General features: G+C 64.0%; 15 protein-coding genes. 11 read left to right on the top strand and 4 right to left on the bottom strand.

Going from position 1 to position 17,649, the window contains the following annotated elements; genetic code table 11:
• Positions 1-9 precede the first annotated feature (9 nt).
• From AC1RRJ_RS08330 to AC1RRJ_RS08300, 7 genes are all read left to right on the top strand, one after another.
• Positions 10-1,260, top strand: a complete 1,251-nt coding sequence (locus AC1RRJ_RS08330) for a lipoprotein-releasing ABC transporter permease subunit (RefSeq protein ID WP_493121356.1) — start codon at positions 10-12, stop codon at positions 1,258-1,260.
• Positions 1,253-1,930 (top strand): ABC transporter ATP-binding protein, encoded by a 678-nt coding sequence (locus AC1RRJ_RS08325; protein WP_493121354.1) that lies wholly within the window; start codon positions 1,253-1,255, stop codon positions 1,928-1,930. Before AC1RRJ_RS08330 ends, AC1RRJ_RS08325 begins: the two co-directional genes overlap by 8 nt.
• 30 nt (positions 1,931-1,960) lie before the next feature.
• Entirely contained in the window at positions 1,961-2,437 is a 477-nt protein-coding gene (locus tag AC1RRJ_RS08320) for a glutathione peroxidase (RefSeq protein WP_493121352.1), read from the top strand.
• 9 nt (positions 2,438-2,446) lie between these two features.
• Complete coding sequence (locus tag AC1RRJ_RS08315; protein WP_493121350.1) at positions 2,447-2,644, top strand: hypothetical protein; 198 nt, start codon at positions 2,447-2,449, stop codon at positions 2,642-2,644.
• A 57-nt stretch (positions 2,645-2,701) separates the two neighbouring features.
• Positions 2,702-6,190 carry a DNA polymerase III subunit alpha gene (gene dnaE, locus AC1RRJ_RS08310; protein ID WP_493121348.1) on the top strand — a complete coding sequence of 1,163 codons (3,489 nt, stop codon included), beginning with the start codon at positions 2,702-2,704 and terminating at the stop codon, positions 6,188-6,190.
• Positions 6,191-6,194: 4 nt separating this feature from the next.
• On the top strand, positions 6,195-6,602 hold the full coding sequence (locus tag AC1RRJ_RS08305; protein ID WP_493121346.1) for a GFA family protein: 408 nt from the start codon (positions 6,195-6,197) through the stop codon (positions 6,600-6,602).
• A 104-nt stretch (positions 6,603-6,706) separates the two neighbouring features.
• On the top strand, positions 6,707-8,305 hold the full coding sequence (locus AC1RRJ_RS08300; RefSeq protein WP_493121813.1) for a long-chain fatty acid--CoA ligase: 1,599 nt from the start codon (positions 6,707-6,709) through the stop codon (positions 8,303-8,305).
• A 40-nt stretch (positions 8,306-8,345) separates the two neighbouring features.
• Here the strand turns inward: AC1RRJ_RS08300 and AC1RRJ_RS08295 are convergent, their stop codons facing one another.
• From AC1RRJ_RS08295 to AC1RRJ_RS08280, 4 genes are all read right to left on the bottom strand, one after another.
• On the bottom strand, positions 8,346-9,434 hold the full coding sequence (locus AC1RRJ_RS08295; RefSeq protein WP_493121345.1) for a PA0069 family radical SAM protein: 1,089 nt from the start codon (positions 9,432-9,434) through the stop codon (positions 8,346-8,348).
• 71 nt (positions 9,435-9,505) lie between these two features.
• Positions 9,506-10,033 carry a molybdenum cofactor biosynthesis protein B gene (gene moaB, locus AC1RRJ_RS08290; protein ID WP_493121343.1) on the bottom strand — a complete coding sequence of 176 codons (528 nt, stop codon included), beginning with the start codon at positions 10,031-10,033 and terminating at the stop codon, positions 9,506-9,508.
• Positions 10,023-11,777 (bottom strand): lytic transglycosylase domain-containing protein, encoded by a 1,755-nt coding sequence (locus tag AC1RRJ_RS08285; RefSeq protein ID WP_493121341.1) that lies wholly within the window; start codon positions 11,775-11,777, stop codon positions 10,023-10,025. The genes moaB and AC1RRJ_RS08285 overlap by 11 nt, the downstream gene beginning before the upstream one ends.
• Positions 11,778-11,783: 6 nt before the next feature.
• Complete coding sequence (locus AC1RRJ_RS08280; protein WP_493121339.1) at positions 11,784-12,581, bottom strand: uracil-DNA glycosylase family protein; 798 nt, start codon at positions 12,579-12,581, stop codon at positions 11,784-11,786.
• A 118-nt stretch (positions 12,582-12,699) separates the two neighbouring features.
• On the opposite strand from AC1RRJ_RS08280, the gene AC1RRJ_RS08275 reads away from it, so the two are divergent.
• From AC1RRJ_RS08275 to AC1RRJ_RS08260, 4 genes are all read left to right on the top strand, one after another.
• The gene (locus AC1RRJ_RS08275) at positions 12,700-14,355 is read left to right on the top strand and encodes an electron transfer flavoprotein-ubiquinone oxidoreductase (RefSeq protein WP_493121337.1); all 1,656 of its coding nucleotides are present in this window, start codon (positions 12,700-12,702) and stop codon (positions 14,353-14,355) included.
• Between the two features lie 91 nt (positions 14,356-14,446).
• Entirely contained in the window at positions 14,447-16,009 is a 1,563-nt protein-coding gene (locus AC1RRJ_RS08270; RefSeq protein ID WP_493121335.1) for a tetratricopeptide repeat protein, read from the top strand.
• Positions 16,010-16,016: 7 nt separating this feature from the next.
• Positions 16,017-16,868, top strand: coding sequence for a 4-(cytidine 5'-diphospho)-2-C-methyl-D-erythritol kinase (locus tag AC1RRJ_RS08265; RefSeq protein ID WP_493121333.1), 852 nt, complete (start codon positions 16,017-16,019; stop codon positions 16,866-16,868).
• Positions 16,865-17,596 (top strand): N-formylglutamate amidohydrolase, encoded by a 732-nt coding sequence (locus AC1RRJ_RS08260; protein WP_493121330.1) that lies wholly within the window; start codon positions 16,865-16,867, stop codon positions 17,594-17,596. The genes AC1RRJ_RS08265 and AC1RRJ_RS08260 overlap by 4 nt, the downstream gene beginning before the upstream one ends.
• The last annotated feature ends 53 nt before the right edge of the window (positions 17,597-17,649 follow it).

Raw genomic sequence — 17,649 nt, 5'->3', positions numbered from 1 at the left:
GCCCGCTCCATGATCCTGCGTCCCTATGAGCGCACCATCTTCAAACGCTATATGCTCCCCCAGCGCGGCGAAGGCTTCATCTTCGTCGCGGCGGCGTTCAGCTTTATCGCGGTGACGCTGGGCGTCGCGGCGCTGGTGATCGTGATGAGCGTGATGAACGGGGTGCGCGCCGATCTGTTCGACAAGATCGTCGGGTTGAACGGGCATGCGGTGGTGCAAGGCTTTGGCGGCCGGCTCGACGACTGGCAGGATGTGCTCAAGCAGGCGAAGGCGACCCCGGATGTGGTGTCGGCGACGCCGCTGATCGAACAGCCATTGCTCACGACATTCAATGGCCGCGTCGAAGGGATTTTGGTGCGCGGGATGACCGTGGCCGACATTCGCAAGAATGAAACGCTCGGCGGCAAGGTGTTGCAGGGCAGTCTCGACACGCTGACCTCTCTTTCGGGCAATGTCGCGATCGGCAGCGAACTGGCGCGCAATATCGGCGCAAGCGTCGGGTCGAACATCACGATCATCAATCCGGCGGGGCGATCGACCCCGTTCGGAACGGTTCCGCGCGAGATCAGCTATCGCGTGTCGGCGGTTTTCGAGATCGGCGTCTATGATTTCGACAAGGCCTATGTCGTCATGCCGATGGAGGATGCGCAATTGCTCCTGCTCACCGGCGACCAGATCGGGATGATCGAGGTCAAGGTGACCGATCCTGACAAGGTGGGCGAGATATTGAAGCCGCTGGCCGAAAAAGTAGCGGCGCAGGCGGTTATTTCCGACTGGCGGTCGATGAACGCCAGCCTGTTCGAGGCGCTGTCGATCGAGCGCGTCGCGATGTTCGTCATATTGTCGCTGATCGTCCTTGTCGCGGCGTTCAACATCGTGTCGTCGCTGATCATGCTGGTGCGCGCCAAAACGCGCGACATGGCGATCCTGCGTACAATGGGCGCGCCGCGCGATTCGGTGATGCGCATCTTCATGGCGATCGGCCTGTCGATCGGGATTGCGGGCACGATCATGGGCATGGTGTTCGGTTTTGGCCTGCTCTATTTCCGGCAGGGGGTCCTGCGCGGGGTCGAGTTTCTGACCGGTCAGCCCTTGTGGGATCCGTCCATCCGCTTTCTGACCGAATTGCCGTCGAAGCCCGATCCGTTCGAAATTACCGGGATCGCTGTAATGGCGGTCGTTTTCAGTTTTCTCGCGACGCTCTATCCGGCGCTGAAGGCGGCGAATACCGATCCGGTGCAGGTGCTGCGTTATGAGTGACCATATTCTCGAGCTTCGCGCGCTGAAGCGCAGCTTCAAGCAGGCCGATGTGACGATCGAGGTTCTGCGCGGGGTCGATGCGCATCTGAAGCGTGGCGAGATTGTCGCGCTGCTCGGGCCTTCGGGGTCGGGCAAGTCGACAATGTTGCAGGCCGTGGGCCTGCTCGAAGGCGGCTTTCAGGGCCAAATCCTGATCGATGGCCACGACGTCACCCGATATGACCAGGGCGAGCGAACCAGGACGCGGCGCGAGAAGATCGGCTTCGTCTATCAGTTTCATCATCTGCTTCCCGATTTCAACGCGATCGAGAATGTCGTGTTGCCGCAGCTGATCCGCGGCGCGGGGCAAGCGGAGGCCGAGGAACGCGCCGCCGACCTGCTCGGGCGGCTGGGGCTGGGCGAGCGGCTGCATCACAAGCCGAGCAAATTGTCGGGTGGCGAGCAGCAGCGCGTCGCGGTGGCGCGCGCGCTGGCGAATCGGCCCATGCTGGTGCTCGCAGACGAGCCGACAGGCAATCTCGACGAGGCGACTGCCGACCGCGTGTTCGACCAGTTCGTGAGCCTTGTGCGCGATCACGGCTCGGCGGCGCTGGTCGCGACGCATAACGAGCGGCTTGCGGCGCGGATGGACCGTGTGCTGCGCTTGCACGACGGGCATATCGAGGCGTAGGCTGCGCCCGAACAGTGGAGGGGACAGTTTATGGCGCTTTACGATCTTTCGGCACCGCTACCCGGCGGCGGCCAGCAGTCGATGGCCGATTATCGCGGCAAGGTGCTGCTGATCGTCAACACCGCGTCGAAATGTGGCTTCACCCCGCAATATGAGGGGCTGGAGGAATTGTACCGCGACTATAAGGATCGCGGGCTGGAGATTCTCGCCTTCCCGTGCAACCAGTTCGGGGCGCAGGAGCCCGGCGATGCCGCCGAAATAGCGAATTTCTGTTCGCTGACCTATGATGTCAGCTTTCCGGTGATGGCGAAGATTGATGTGAACGGCAGCGATGCCGACCCGATCTTCAAGCATCTGAAGGGCGAGAAGACCGGGCTGCTCGGCAGCGGGATCAAGTGGAATTTTACGAAGTTTCTGGTCGATCGCGACGGCAAGGTCGTGTCGCGCCATGCGCCGACGACCAAGCCCGAGCAGCTGCGCAAAGAGATTGAGGAATTGCTGGGTTAGGCCGGAGCCATGGCCGGGATGAAGCGAACGACGCGAAACTTCATTAAGCAGGTGGCGATCATCTGCGTCGGTCTCTTCCTTACCGGGCTGGTACGGGATCGCTTCGGGTGGATAGGGGTGTTTGCGCTTATTCCGGTCGCTTTCGCGGCTGGTTACTTCGGGCCATTGATCGTGAAGAAATGGGCGGAACGGGACGCGATTAAATGATGGGCTGGGCCCGGATGAGCCCTTCCCCGAATCGTCACATATGCCTAGCGTCACCCGATGGCCTACAGCCCCTTTGTCCCCCTTCGCGTCTTTTCCAGTTTCACCATGCTGGAGGGGGCGATCGAACCGAAAGCCGTTGCGAAAGCAGCGCGCGACCGGGGTTTTCCGGCGATCGCGGTCTGCGATCGCAACGGGCTTTACGGCGCGATGGCCTTTGGCGACGCGTGCAAGGTGGCGGGGATCCAGCCGATCGTCGGCACATTGCTCAGCGTCGCGCGGCCCGGACAGCGGCTGGCGAGCGGCGCACCGCTCATCGACTGGCTGGCGCTCTATGCGCAGGATGAGGACGGCTACAACAACCTCTGCGCGCTCGTCTCGGCGGCGCATCTCGACCGCCCGATCGAGCAGGATCCGCATGTCACGCTGTCTGATCTCGCTGGGAAGACCGATGGCCTGATCTGCCTGACCGGCGGCGGCGAAGGCGCGCTCGCGCGGTTGCTCGCGGGCGAACAGGCGACCGCGGCGAATGATTATGTCGAGCAGTTGGAGGCGCTGTTCGGCGGGCGGCTCTATATCGAATTGTCGCGGCGCGGCGATGCGGCCGAGGTCGCGGCCGAAAAGGCGCTGATCGACCTCGCCTATGCGCGCGCGCTGCCGATCGTCGCGACCAACCCGGCGAGCTTTGTCGAGCCGCAATTCCACGCGGCGCATGATGCGATGCTGTGCATCGCGCAATCGGCCTATGTCGAAAGCGAGGACCGGCGCGTCAGCAGCCCCGAAGCCTGGCTGAAGCCCGCCGAGGCGATGGAGGATGCGTTTTCGGACCTGCCCGAGGCGATGCGCAACACGCTGGTCGTCGCGCAGCGCTGCGCCTTCATGGCGCCGAAACGCGCGCCGATCCTGCCCAGCCTTGCCGGCGACCGCGAGGGCGAGGCGATGCAGCTGGCGCAGGATGCGCGCGCGGGGCTGGACGCGCGGCTTGCGCACTATGTCGATCTGAGCGACGAACAGCGGCTAGCCTATATCGAACGGCTCGATTTCGAGGTCGGCGTGATCGTCCAGATGGGCTTTCCCGGTTACTTCCTGATCGTTGCCGACTTCATCAAATGGGCGAAGAATCACGATATTCCGGTGGGTCCGGGACGTGGTTCGGGCGCGGGCAGCGTCGTCGCCTGGGCGCTGACGATCACCGACCTCGATCCGCTCAAGCTCGGCCTGCTGTTCGAACGCTTCCTCAACCCCGAACGCGTGTCGATGCCCGACTTTGACATCGACTTCTGCGAAACGCGGCGCGGCGAAGTGATCCGCTACGTTCAGGAAAAATACGGCCGCGATACCGTCGCGCAGATTATCACCTTCGGAAAATTGAAGGCGCGGGCTGTGCTGAAGGACACCGGGCGCGTACTCCAGATGAGTTATGGCCAGGTTGACCGGCTGGCGAAGCTGGTGCCGAACCACCCGACCGATCCGTGGACGCTCGACCGCGCGCTGAACGGCGTCGCCGAGCTGATGGCCGAGTACAAGCAGGACGACGGGGTGCGGCGCCTGTTCGATATGGCGAAGCAACTCGAAGGCCTGCCGCGCCACAGCTCGACCCACGCCGCGGGCGTGGTGATCGGCGACCGCCCGCTTGATCAACTCGTCCCGCTGTACCGCGATCCGCGTTCGGATATGCCGGTGACGCAATTCGACATGAAATATGTCGAGAGCGCGGGGCTGGTGAAGTTCGACTTTCTGGGGCTCAAGACGCTGTCGGTGCTGCGCGAAACGCGCCGCCTGCTCGCGCTGCGCGGGATCGACGTCGATCTCGATACGCTGGCGTGGGACGATACAGGGGTTTACGAACTGCTCCAGCGCGGCGAGACGGTCGGGGTGTTCCAGCTGGAATCCGAGGGGATGCGGCGGACGCTGTCGGCGGTGAAACCGACCAATTTCGGCGATATCATCGCGCTCGTCGCGCTCTATCGTCCGGGGCCGATGGACAATATTCCGCTGTTCGGCGCGCGCAAGAACGGCCGCGAGGCGATCGCCTATCCGCATCCGCTGCTCGAGGGCATTCTCGCCGAAACCTATGGCATTTTCGTCTATCAGGAACAGGTGATGCAGGCGGCGCAGATTCTCGCTGGCTACAGCCTTGGCGGCGCCGACTTGCTGCGCCGTGCGATGGGCAAGAAGGTCCAGGCCGAGATGGATGCGCAGCGCGAGACCTTTGTGAAGGGCTGCGGCGAGCATAATCAGATCAGCCCCAAGGCGGCGAACGAGCTGTTCGACTTGATCGACAAATTCGCGGGCTATGGCTTCAACAAGAGCCATGCCGCTGCTTATGCGTTGCTGTCGTACCAGACCGCGTGGCTGAAGGCGCATTATCCGCACGAATTTTTCGCGGCATCGATGTCGTTCGACAGCCATCAGACCGATAAATTGTCGATCTTCATCGACGATATGCGCCGTCTGGGGATTGAGGTTGCGCCGCCATCGATCAACGAGAGTGAAGCCGATTTCTCGGTCGGGCAGACGGGGGAAGAGCTTGCGGTGCGTTTCGCGCTCGGTGCGCTGAAAGGCGTCGGTGAAAAGGCGATGGAAGCGCTGGTTGCCGAACGCAATGCGAAGGGCGATTTCAAAAGCCTCGACGATTTTGCCAATCGCATCGATCCCAAACAGCTCAACCGGCGGCAGATCGAGGCGCTGGCAGGAGCAGGCGCGTTCGACGGGATCGAGCCCGACCGGCCGCGCGCCTTTTCGGGGGCCGAAAGCCTGCTAGCCTGCGCCAACTCTTCGGCGCGCGAACGTTCGACGGGGCAGGGCGGACTGTTTGGCGGCGATGTCGATGTCGCGCCGGTGCTGCAATTGCCCGCTGCCGAGCCATGGACGCTCGCCGAGCGGATGACGCGCGAGAAGGATGCGTTCGGCTTCTACTTTTCGTCGCATCCGGTCGAGCAATATGAGGCGATCGTCGCGGCGCGCGGGGCGCGAAGCTATGGCGAGATTTGCACCAGCGTCGAAATGACGCCGGGAACGCGGATCCCGATGACGATGGCGGCGATGGTCGAAAGCGCGCGGCCGCGCGTGTCGCAGCGTGGCAACCGCTTCCTCAACCTGACGCTGTCCGACCGCAGCGGGCAGTTCCAGTCGAGCTGTTTCGACGAGACGGCGGGCAAGACGCTTGAAATGCTGGCGGTCGATGGTGGCTGCGCGATCCTCGCCGTCGAACTCGACTTGCTGGAGGGCGAGGAAACCCCGCGCGTCACAGTGCGCGGCGCGCAGCCATTAGCGGAAATTGCCGCAACCGCGCTGCTCGAACTTCGTTGCCGCGTCGAACTGCCGGGTGCGATCGAAGATATGCAGCGCCTGCTCGAACGGCGCGACGATGCACGCGGGCGGGTATTCATCATCACCGGCGATCCGATGACCGAAGAGGATATCGTCCTGAACCTCGGGCGCGGCTTTGCGCTTGGCCCCGACGCGGTCTCCCGGCTCGAAATGATTGCTGGCATTACCGAAGTCACTCTGTCGCTGTCGCAGCCGCGCGAATTCCGGGTCCGCTGAATCGATGTCCGCGAAGATTAGTGGTTCCTGTTTGTGCGGTGCCGTCCAGTTCGGGATTTCGGGCGCGTTCGAGGCATTTTTCCTCTGTCATTGTTCGCGCTGCAGGAAGGACAGCGGGTCGGCACACGCGTCGAACCTGTTCTCGACGACGGCAAGCATCACATGGCTGGCCGGGCAGGACCGGGTTCAGTCTTATCGGCTTCCGGATACGCGTCACGAAAGAAGTTTTTGCAGGGAATGCGGGTCGGCACTTCCGGGCCTGCAAATGGACGGTACGCTGCTGGTCGTGCCGGCAGGGAGCCTCGATACCGCGATCGACATCCGGCCGACGGCGCATATCTGCTGTGAAGCCCGCGCGGAGTGGGACGCCGATCTGGACAATGTTCCGCGAATAGACGGTCTTCCAGGCTGACACCAGGCTTGTTCCATGAGCCTGCCCCTGTTTGGTCTTGCGCTTGATACGTTCCCGATCCTATTCCCAAGGGAAACAAAGAAGAGGGATGCCAAATGTCGGGAATGCAAGGCCAGCCGCTGCTCGTGACGAGCCTGATTGATCATGCGGCGCGCGAGCATAATGACCGCGAAATTGTGTCGCGCTGGGCTGATGGCAGTCAGACGCGCACGACCTGGGGCGGGATCGGTCATGACGCACGCCGCTTCGCCGCTGCACTGACCCGGCTGGGGATGGTGAAGGGCGACCGGATTGCGACGCTGGCGATGAACCACAGCCATCATCTGGTCAGCTGGTATGGCAGCGCCGGGATGGGCGGAGTCCTCCATACGGTGAACCCGCGGCTGTTCGACGAGCAGCTCGTCTATATCGTCAATCATGCCGAGGATCGCGTGCTGTTCCTTGACGCCGCCTTTGTAACGATCATCGAGCGGCTGCGCGACCAATTGCCGACGGTCGAGCATTTTGTCCTGTTCGACGCCCCGGCGCGCGCGGATTATTTGTCCTATCGCGACCTGATCGATGCCGAGGATGGCAGTTTTCAGTGGGTCGAACTCGATGAGCGCGATCCTGTCGGGCTTTGCTATACCAGCGGGACGACGGGTAATCCCAAGGGCGTGTTGTACGAGCATCGCTCGAACGTCATTCATGCGATCACCGAAATTCAGCCCGACGTGTTCGGCATGTCGAACCGCAGCGTCATCCTGCCGATCGTGCCGATGTTTCATGCGAACAGCTGGGGCGTACCCTTTGCGGCGGCGACGGTCGGCGCCAAACTGGTCTTTTCGGCGACCAACGAAGCGCAGGTATTGTGCGACCTGATGCAACAGGAAGATGTGACCCACAGCGCGGGCGTCCCCACAGTGTGGATCGCGATGTTCGCGCACATGGACGCGACGGGTATCGGTTATGGCAAGCTGGAGCGCGTGATCATCGGCGGATCGGCAGCGCCGCGTGCGATGATCGAGCGTTTCATGAAAGCGGGGATCGCGGTCGGTCATGCGTGGGGGATGACCGAGACCAGCCCGATCGGAACGATGGGCAAGCGCCCGTGGAACTGGGATGCGCTGAGCTTCGACGAACAGGTCGATGTCGTTTGCCGCCAGGGCTGCCCGCCCTTTGGCGTCGAGCTGCGGATCGTCGATGATGAGGATAATGTCCTGCCCCGCGATGGCGTGACGAGCGGGCGGCTGCAATGCCGCGGGCCGTGGATCATCCAGCGCTATTTCAAGGCCGATGCCGACGCGACCGATGCCGACAACTGGTTCGACACGGGCGACGTCGCGGTGATCCATCCCAACGGGGTCATGCAGATCACCGACCGCGCGAAGGATGTGATCAAGTCGGGCGGTGAATGGATCAGCTCGATCGAGCTCGAAAACGCCGCGGTCGGCGCACCGGGAGTACAGGAAGCGGCGGCGGTGGGGGTTTATCACCCCAAATGGGACGAACGGCCGGTGCTGCTGATCGTCCGCAAGCCCGACGCCGATGCCAGCGAGGCCGCGATCATCGACTATCTGAAAGACAAGGTCGCCAAATGGTGGCTGCCCGATGAGGTCATATTCGTCGACGGTTTGCCGCACACCGCGACGGGCAAGATTTTGAAACGTCAGCTGCGCGACGAGTATAAGGATTATCAGCTGCGGTCGCTGGCGGAGGCTTGAGGCTTGCACGTCGCCCCCGCGAAGGCGGGGGTGGCGTGTTTCAGAACAACTCCATCTGGCCGTCGCGCTCCGGCGGCTTGAACAGGTCGCTGCGGATCGGTGGAAAGCTTCGATCCATGCCATGCTCGCGCGCCGCGCGTTTGACGCGGGTGCGGATCAGTTGCGCCCAGACGCCGTGGCCCTTCATGCGCGAGAAGAAATCGGGATCATTGTCGCGGCCGCCTCTGATGTCCTGGACCATGTGCATCACCTTGTCGGCGCGGTCGGGATAGTGGGCGGCAAGCCACGCACGGAAAAGCGGGGCGACTTCGTGCGGCAGCCGCATCAAGATGTAGGAGGCGCGGATCGCGCCGGCTCCGGCCGCGGCGGCCATGATCGCTTCAATCTCGTGATCGGTGATCGCGGGGATGATCGGCGAGATATTGACCTGTGTGGGTACCCCGGCGTCGATCAGCTTGCGGATCGCGGCAAGGCGGCGGCGCGGGTGCGGGGCGCGGGGTTCAAGGGTTCGCGCGACCGCGGGATCGAGGGTGGTGACCGAGACGGCGACGCCGACCAGATTGTCACGCGCCATGTCGGCGAGCAGATCGATATCGCGCAAGACCCGGTCGGATTTGGTGGTGACAATCAGCGGATGGCGCGTTTCGGCGAGGACTTCGATCACCGACCGGGTGATGCCCCATTCGCGCTCGATCGGCTGGTATCCGTCGGTATTGGTGCCGATTGCGAGGGGGGCGGCGGTATAGCCGCGTTTCGCCAGTTCGGCGCGCAGCAGCTTGGCCGCGTCGGGCTTGGCGAATAATTTGCTTTCGAAATCCAGCCCCGGCGACAGGTCGTGAAAGGCGTGGGTCGGGCGCGCGAAGCAATAAATGCAGCCATGTTCGCAGCCGCGATAGGGATTGATCGAGCGGTCGAAGCTGAGATCGGGGGATTTGTTGCGCGATATGATCGTCTTGGGGTGCTCGACCGTAACCGTGGTGCGCAGCGGGTTTGCGGTGCCGTCGATCTCCCCGGCTGCATCGAGCCAGTCGCCGTCGGCGACGCGTTCGGCCGAACCGGTGCGGGTCGGGCGCAGATTTGTCGGTGCGCCGCGGCCGGAAATCGGGGGCAGGGGCTTGGGCGATTCCATCGGTGCAGGATATCGCACCAATGAGAACAAATAAAGAACATATTCGGCGTACAACTGTACGGAGGTGACCTTTATGTCTCCATCAAGCGCGGCATCAGTTCGACGAAATTGCAGGGTCGGTGCCGGCTGTCGAGCTGGGTCGACAAAATGCCTTCCCATGCGTCCTTGACCGCGCCGGTCGACCCGGGGAGCGCGAAGATATAGGTGCCGCGCGCGACCACCGCGCAGGCGCGCGACTGGATCGTCGAGGTGCCGATCGTCTGATAGCTGAGCCAGCGGAACAACTCGCCGAAACCGGGGATATCCTTGCCGTCGAGGCGGCGCAGCGCCTCGGGAGTCACGTCGCGGCCGGTCAGGCCGGTGCCGCCGGTGGTGATCACGGCGTCGACTTGCGGGTCGTCGATCCAGTTGTGGAGGCGCGAGACGATCAGGTCGGCCTCGTCGCGGATAATCGCGCGCGCGGCGAGGATATGGCCAGCATCGGTCAGCAATTGCTCGAGCTTGTCACCCGACTTGTCCTCTGCCGCGCTGCGGCTGTCCGAAATCGTCAGTATCGCGATGCGGACGGGCTTGAACGCAAGACCTTCGTCAATCGGCATTGGTGAGGCCGCCGGCATAGCTCAGGCGCGTCCGGTCCTTGCCGTCGGGGAAGCGTGGCCATTTGCCCTGCGCCAGCGCGGCGCGGCTGACCGAGGGTTTGCCCTGCTGTGCTTCGTACATCCAGTAATTGCGCAGGACGATGCCGACATAGCCGCGCGTTTCCCAATAGGGGATCGATTCCATGTAGAGAAGCGGGTCGCCGCCATCGCGGATCTCGGTCTGCCAGCGTGCGACCGGGGCGGGGCCGGCGTTATAGGCGGCGATAACCTTGGGCAGCTGGCCGCCGGTCGACGGGTCGCGGCTGAGATATTGCAGATAGCTTTGGCCGAAATCCATATTGACCGCAGGGATGCGCAGATCGCCCGTGCCGCTGTCGCCGCGCCAGCGCGCGACGTCGCGTGCGGTTCCGGGGCGTACCTGCATCAGGCCAAAGGCGCCCGCCGGGCTGACCACGGTGCGCTGGAAACGCGATTCCTGGAGCGTATGGGCGAAGACGAGTGCCGGATCGACCTTCCACCCGCCATTGGGTTCCCATTTGGGTTGCGGATAGCGGGTCTGCGCGCCGAGCTTGCGGCCCTGCGGTGTGTTGTGCGCGAGATAGAGTTGGGTTTCGGGCAGGTTGAGCGCGCCGGCCATGCCGATCAGCTGGGCATGCTGGTCGGGACGACCGATGCGGGCCTGGTGGCGCAGGACCGCGTCGGCATATTTGTCTTCACCGATTTCGGCGAGTGCCATCGCGACGCGGACATTCGGAAGATCCTCGAGCGCGCGCCACGCGCGCCGGTCGGCCCGGACATTCTCGCGCTGGCTGTTTACTTCCTGCCCGAGCGTTTCGGCGGCGAGCAGGCCGTAGAAGGTTTCCTCATTGGCGGCGGCGGCGCGGAGACGCGGCTGCACAGACGCGGGCTGGCCAGCGGCGATCGCGGCGCGCGCGGCCCAATAATAAGCGGCGGCGCGCAGCTCGCTGTCGGGTCCTTCCCTCGAGACGCGGTCGAAGGCCACGAGTGCGGTGGGATAATCGTGCAGGCGCCATGCGGCGAGGCCTTGCACCCATGCGCCCTGCGTGGCCCAGGCACTGCGGCCCTCGGTGCAGGCGAGCGCGAGACGCAGCGCATTATTGTCGTCATTCTCGATATAATAGGACCAGGCGATCTTCTGACGCCATTCGTCGCGCGAATCGGGGGTGAGGCGGTCGATGACGGCATTGAGCAACGCTTCGGCGCCGGCGGGGTCGTCATTTTTGATACGTTCGGGAATCGTGGCGGCGAGGCTGGCGGCCGCCGGATCGCCGCTGACCGAATCCGCACCCAGCCGTCGCGGTGCGCTGCCGGCCCAGCTCAGCTGCATTTGCGCGGGAAAGCCGGGAAGGTCGGTTGCGCCGCGTTTGGCCGCGAGCCGGCCGAGCTGCTCGGCCTGCGGAAGCTGCGGCGAGCGCGACAGGATGGGCATGATGTCGGCGACTTCGGCGCGCGGGCTGTTCGCCGCGGTCAATAGTTCGGCGCGCAGGAAGTCGCCTAGCGGACCGCTGTCAGCGCCGTCGAGCAACGCCCTTGCATCGGCCCAGCGCTGGCCGCGGATCGCGGTCAGAACCTGCGAATAGAGCAGTTTCTGCTTTGATGAGAGTACCTCGGGTACCGTCTGCGGCGCGGATGTAAAGTCGCCGGCATCGGCGGCCATTGCGGGCGTTGCACCAACCGCCGCAGCGGCCATGGCGCAGGAAAGAAGGATTCTGGTCGTTTTCATCGTCTGTCACCGTCCCCGGTTGAGCAGTTTAAGGCTATCCCAGGCGGCGGCTTTCTGGGCCGGCCGGGCCAGCAGCATCGCGGGGTGCGCGACCGCCACCGCCTCCATATTGCCGCCATCTTGGTTAATATTGAGTAACCTTCCGCGCGCATCGGCGAGCGGCAGCGCCGCCGCCATGCGGACGATGTCGCTGCCGATCAGCAGCAAGCGGCCGGGCCGCGCGAGGCGCAGATGGTGCCAGAGCAGCCGGTCGAGGTCGGCGGCCTCTTCTTCGTCGCAGCGCCCGCCGGGGGGGCGTGTGACCGCGAGGCTGGCGCAATAGCAGTCGGCGCGGGTCGTGCCGACTGCGCGGAGCATCGCATCGAGCAAGGTGCCGGCGGCACCGGTGAACAGCGTCGCTTCGCGCTGGTCGTCGATTTCGGGCCAGGCGGTAAGAAGCATCAGCGGCGCTTCGGGCTGGCCGACCGGCAGGACGCGGCGGGCGTCCCACTGGCTGCCAGGCACATCGGGGTGCTCGGCGAGCCAGAGCTGGAACTCATTCCATTCGGCCGGAATTTCGACCGGACCTCTGGCGACGGGTGCTTCGACCACTTCCTGGCGCTGCAGCGCGGCGGGTAGCGGCGGGGGCGGTTCGGCTTCGATTGTCCGTTTCGAGGTCGGTTTTGGCCTGTCGGCCGCAACGTCATTTGCCGCGGGCAGGTCCAGCCAGCCCGTCGGCGTCTCGCCAACCAGCATGTCGACGCCTGCCAACGACCACCAGTCGCAATAGCTTTCCGCCAGTAAGGCCGATTTTTGCCCACCCATGTTTTTGTTCAAACAGGCTGTTGACGGATACGTCAATTGGCGGGCATCGCAATTCGTGACAGAATGAGCGCCGCTTACGATGAATGTCGGCGCCGGGATGGCAGAAAGGGTGAGTCTGGTGAGCGAACGGGAATCGATGCCTTATGACGTGGTTATCGTCGGGGCAGGTCCGGCGGGGCTTTCGGCGGCAATTCGGCTCAAGCAATTGGCCAATGAAGCGGGCAGCGAGTTGTCGGTTTGTATCCTTGAAAAAGGGTCCGAAGTCGGCGCGCATATCCTGTCGGGCGCGGTCATCGACCCCAAGTCGCTCGACGAACTGCTTCCCGAATGGCGCGACCAGGGCTGTCCGCTTGCCGAAGTTCCGGTCAACGACAACCAGCATTGGGTGCTGACCAGGAACAGGAAATTCGGGCTTCCCGAATTTATCTCGCCGGGCTTCATGCACAATAAGGGCACTTATACGGGCAGCCTTGGCAATTTGTGCCGCTGGCTCGCCGAGCAGGCCGAAGGCCTGGGTGTCGAAATCTTCCCCGGCTTTCCGGCCGCCGAAATCCTCTACAATGAGGATGGCTCGGTCAAAGGCGTCGCGACCGGCGACATGGGCATTGCGCGCGACGGCAGCCACAAGGGCGACTATGCACCGGGGCTTGAACTCCACGCGAAATATACCTTCTTCGGCGAAGGCGTACGCGGCCATCTGACCAAGATGATCAAGCCGCAATTCGGCCTCGACGCTGATTGCGAGCCGCAGGTCTACGGCCTTGGCGTCAAGGAACTCTGGGACATCAAGCCGGAAAATCACGCCGAAGGCCGCGTGATCCACACGCAGGGCTGGCCGCTCGACGGCAATTCGAACGGCGGCGGTTTCCTGTACCATCAGGCAAACGGACAGGTCGCGCTCGGTTTTGTGACCTGGCTCAATTATCGCAATCCGCACACCTCGCCCTTCCAGGAAATGCAGAAGTGGAAGACGCACCCCGAGATCGCGAAAATTCTCAAGGGCGGCAAGCGCGTTTCCTATGGCGCGCGCGCGATCAGCGATGGCGGCTATCAGTCGGTGCCGAAACTGGCCTTCCCGGGCGGCGCGTTGATCGGTGATAGCGCCGGTTTCCTGAACGTGCCGCGCATCAAGGGCACCCACACCGCGATGAAGACGGGCATGATGGCGGCCGAAGCGGCGTTTGCTGCGGTGGGCGCCGGGCGTGGTAGCGATACGCTGAGCGCCTATCAGGATGCCTATGACGACAGCTGGGTGAAGAAGGAACTGAGCGTCGTCCGCAACGTCCTGCCGCTCGTCGAGAAATATGGCGATCTGGCGGGGACGCTCCTGTCGGGGATCACCATGTGGCTTGAGACGCTGAAGATCAAAGTCCCCTTCACGATGAAGCATCATCCCGACAATACAACGCTGTACCGCGCCGACATGATGCCCAAGCCCGACTATCCGAAGCCCGATGGCGTCCTGACCTTCGACCGTCTGTCGTCGGTGTTCCTTTCGAACACCAACCATGAGGAAGACCAGCCGGTCCATCTTCAGTTGAAAGATCCGACGATCCCGGTCGAATATAATCTGCCGCTCTATGACGAGCCTGCGCAGCGTTATTGCCCGGCCGGCGTCTACGAGATTGTCGGTCAGGCCGAGGGCGATCCGAAGTTCGTGATCAACGCGCAGAACTGCGTCCATTGCAAGACGTGTGACATCAAGGATCCGACCCAGAATATCAACTGGGTCACTCCCGAAGGCGGCGGAGGCCCCAATTACCCCAATATGTAAGTCCGTATCCGCCCTGCTGCTGGCGGGAAGCGCTTTTGCGCTTTCGTCGCTGGCGCAGGCCGCTGACCAAAGCGGCGCGGCGCTGAACGCGATGGTCAAGGCACGGCTCGCCGAGGAGGCCGGGCAGCCTGCGACGGCGTTGTCGGCGTTGACGACGCTGGCCAGCACTGCGCCGGGGCTTCCGGGGGTGCGCGGGCGGATGCTGGAACAGGCGATCGAAGCGGGCGATCTGGTAGCTGCGCGTGGCGCTGCGACGCAATTATGGCAGGCTGGTGAACGACGGTTCGATGCGCAGCTGGTGCTGCTGGTCGATGCGATGCGCCGGTCGGACTGGAAAGCCGCGCGCGAATATATTGGCGGTCGCGCGGACAAGACCGGCGGCGACCCCATGTCGCGGTTGATCCAGCCGTCAATCCATGCCTGGATCGACGTTGGATTGCGCGAGAAAACGCCTGAGCGGTATTTGCTGATCGCGAATGCCCGAGGGCGGCCCGAACCGGCGCTGGCGCTGGAAGCGGCAATCGTTCAACTGGTGACCAAGCGCCCGGCCGACGCCGTTGCGCTGACAGATGACATTATCCTGACCGACCGCACGAGCCAGCTCACTGCGCTGCGGCTCGCGGCGACGCTCGACAAAGCGGGGCAAGCGGATGCCGCAAAGCGGCTGCGCGGGCGGATCGTCCTGGCGTCGGGAGAGCGCGAAGATCCGTCGCTATTGCTGCCCGATCAAGCTGTCGCGACGCCGCGCGAGGGCGCCGCGCATTGGCTTGGCATGCTCGCCGATGGTTTCGCCCGGATACCGAACAGCAGCCCCAAGATACCGATGCTGTTCGCGCGCGCGGCTTATTGGCTCAACGACGGGGACTGGATGGCACGGAGCGCGCTGGTCGAAACGCTTGACCGCGACGGCCAAGCCTCCGCAGCGGGGGCTTTGCTTGCAAGCAAAGGCGCGCCGTTGCCGGCGGTGCTTCAGATGCGGCGGGCCGAACTGATGGCCGACGCTGGCGATCTGGCGGGCGCCGGGAAACTTGCCGAGGCGGCAGTGGCCGGAGATGCGCCGGCGCGCAGCCTGCTGGTCCGTTTCGCCGACATTGCGCGAAAATCGGACGACAAGGCCGCAGCGGCACGCGCCTATGCCCGGATGGAGGCGACGTTGGGTGATGGGGAAGAGGCGCTGCGCGGGACCCTGTTGATCGCGCGCGCCGAACTGTTGCTCCAGTCTGGCGATTGGGACGCCGCCCAACCGCTGATCGAAAAAGCCGTTGCCTTGCGACCGAATGATGCGTCGGTGCTCAACTTCGCGGGCTATTCGGCGATCGAGCGACGCAAAGACGTCAAACAATCGCTCGCGCGGATCGAGACGGCGTGGAACGCAGAGCCGCAAAGCCCGGGCATCACGGATTCGCTCGGATGGGCCTATTTCCTCACCGGCCGCGCCGACGAGGCGGTGCCCTTGCTCGAAAAGGCGCAGAGCGGTGAACCCGGCAATGCTGTGATCGTCGAGCACCTGGGCGATGCCTATTGGCACGTCGGGCGGAAGTTTCAGGCGCGCTATACCTGGCGCGCCGCGACGCTTCTCGCCGAGGAGGATATGGCGACGCGGCTGGAAGCGAAATTGCGCGACGGGCTGACGCCTGCGACGACGGCGCCGTGAGTCCGGAATGACCGCGGCGATGCAGGAAACCGGTTGGGCGAAGATCAACCTCGCGCTTCACGTCCGCGCGCGGCGGCCCGATGGCTATCATGAGATCGAGACGTTGTTCGCCTTTGTCGACAGTGGTGATGATTTGCAGGCCAAGGTTGCCGAAGTCGACAGCCTGACGATCGACGGCGAATTTGCTGGGGCATTGAGCACCGGCGCGGACAATCTGGTGTCGCAGGTGCTGGCGTTGCTGCGCGGGCGCTATGGCGCCGACCGGGTACCGCCGCTCGCTGTGACGCTGACCAAGCGGCTGCCGGTTGCGGCGGGGATCGGCGGCGGGTCGGCCGATGCCGCGGCGATGGCGCGGCTGGTGCGGCGGCATTTCCTGCCCGAAATTGGCGATGCGGCACTGGCGCGGCTCGTTGGGCCGCTTGGCGCCGATATCGCCGCCTGTGTTGCCAGCGCGACCTGTCTTGGCGTCGGCGTGGGGGCAGAGTTGAGCCGGGTGCCCGAACTGGCGCTGGCGGGGACGCCGGTGTTGCTCGTCAATCCGCGCGAAGCGGTGGCGACGGGGCCGATCTTCGCGGCGTGGGATGGTGTTGATCGCGGGCCTTTGTTCACCGGCGCCGACCTTCGCGCTCAACTGTTCGCGTCGCGCAATGATTTGCAGCGACCGGCAATTGCGGGCTGTCCGGCGATCACCGATGTGCTGACCGCGCTGGGCGAACTGCGGCCATGGCTGGCGCGCATGTCGGGGTCGGGCGCGACCTGTTTCGCACTGTTCGATGCGGCGGGCGAGCGCGATGTGGCGGCGGAGCGGCTGGCCGCGAGCCACCCGCACTGGTGGCAGATGACGGGAGTATTGCGATGAGTGAGGCGTGGCGCCAGTTGGGTGAGCCGTGCTCGGGTGGTATCTTGCTGATCGCCGATCATGCTTCGGCCTATGTGCCCGATGACATTGATCTGGGGATCGACCCGGCGCTGTTCGCCAACCATATCGCCATCGATATCGGCGTCGCCGAAGTCGCGGCGCTGCTGATCGAAGACGGCGCGGTCGATGCCGCGATCCTCGGCGGCGTGTCGCGCCTCGTCGCTGACTGCAACCGTGATGAGGACGCGCCGGGGGTGCTGCCGATCGCCAGCGATGGTCATGCCGTTCCGGGCAACGCGCTCGACGATGCGGCGCGCGAAGCAAGGCTCGCGCGCTTTTTCCGGCCCTATCATGCGCATATCGCCGCGACGATTGCCGCCCATCGCCCGGCGATGATCCTGTCGCTGCACAGTTTCACGCCGGCGCTCGCGGCGCATCCCTATCAGGCGCGGCCATGGCATGTCGGGGTGCTCTACAATGAGGATGACCGGCTGGCGCCCGCCACCATCGCCGCGCTGGAGGCCGAGGGGCTGAATGTCGGGGACCAGCAGCCCTATTCGGGCAAATTGCTCAATGCGACGATGAACCGCCACGCCGAGGCTAACCATATCCCCTATGTCGGGATCGAGATGCGGCAGGATTTGGTCGGCGATGCCGCAGGCCAGCGGCTGTTCGCCGACCGCCTCGCGCGCATGTGTACGAAAGTGGCGTTGAACATCGGCGAATAGGCGTGTAGACGCGCTCCTAATCGCAATTTCATGAAATAATATTTCTCGGAGCC

Source organism: Sphingopyxis sp. GW821-FHT12C06, from assembly GCF_058807415.1.
The sequence above is the reverse complement of the archived record's forward strand: the minus strand, read 5'-3'. Positions and strand labels throughout refer to the sequence as shown.

Bases quoted from the DNA above. Each gene is read 5' to 3' on its own strand.
- AC1RRJ_RS08330 (WP_493121356.1), top strand. From the start codon at position 10: ATGATCCTGCGTCCCTATGAGCGCACCATCTTCAAACGCTATATGCTC.
- AC1RRJ_RS08325 (WP_493121354.1), top strand. From the start codon at position 1,253: ATGAGTGACCATATTCTCGAGCTTCGCGCGCTGAAGCGCAGCTTCAAG.
- AC1RRJ_RS08320 (WP_493121352.1), top strand. From the start codon at position 1,961: ATGGCGCTTTACGATCTTTCGGCACCGCTACCCGGCGGCGGCCAGCAG.
- AC1RRJ_RS08315 (WP_493121350.1), top strand. From the start codon at position 2,447: ATGGCCGGGATGAAGCGAACGACGCGAAACTTCATTAAGCAGGTGGCG.
- dnaE (WP_493121348.1), top strand. From the start codon at position 2,702: ATGGCCTACAGCCCCTTTGTCCCCCTTCGCGTCTTTTCCAGTTTCACC.
- AC1RRJ_RS08305 (WP_493121346.1), top strand. From the start codon at position 6,195: ATGTCCGCGAAGATTAGTGGTTCCTGTTTGTGCGGTGCCGTCCAGTTC.
- AC1RRJ_RS08300 (WP_493121813.1), top strand. From the start codon at position 6,707: ATGCAAGGCCAGCCGCTGCTCGTGACGAGCCTGATTGATCATGCGGCG.
- AC1RRJ_RS08295 (WP_493121345.1), bottom strand. From the start codon at position 9,434: ATGGAATCGCCCAAGCCCCTGCCCCCGATTTCCGGCCGCGGCGCACCG.
- moaB (WP_493121343.1), bottom strand. From the start codon at position 10,033: ATGCCGATTGACGAAGGTCTTGCGTTCAAGCCCGTCCGCATCGCGATA.
- AC1RRJ_RS08285 (WP_493121341.1), bottom strand. From the start codon at position 11,777: ATGAAAACGACCAGAATCCTTCTTTCCTGCGCCATGGCCGCTGCGGCG.
- AC1RRJ_RS08280 (WP_493121339.1), bottom strand. From the start codon at position 12,581: ATGGGTGGGCAAAAATCGGCCTTACTGGCGGAAAGCTATTGCGACTGG.
- AC1RRJ_RS08270 (WP_493121335.1), top strand. From the start codon at position 14,447: ATGGTCAAGGCACGGCTCGCCGAGGAGGCCGGGCAGCCTGCGACGGCG.
- AC1RRJ_RS08265 (WP_493121333.1), top strand. From the start codon at position 16,017: ATGACCGCGGCGATGCAGGAAACCGGTTGGGCGAAGATCAACCTCGCG.
- AC1RRJ_RS08260 (WP_493121330.1), top strand. From the start codon at position 16,865: ATGAGTGAGGCGTGGCGCCAGTTGGGTGAGCCGTGCTCGGGTGGTATC.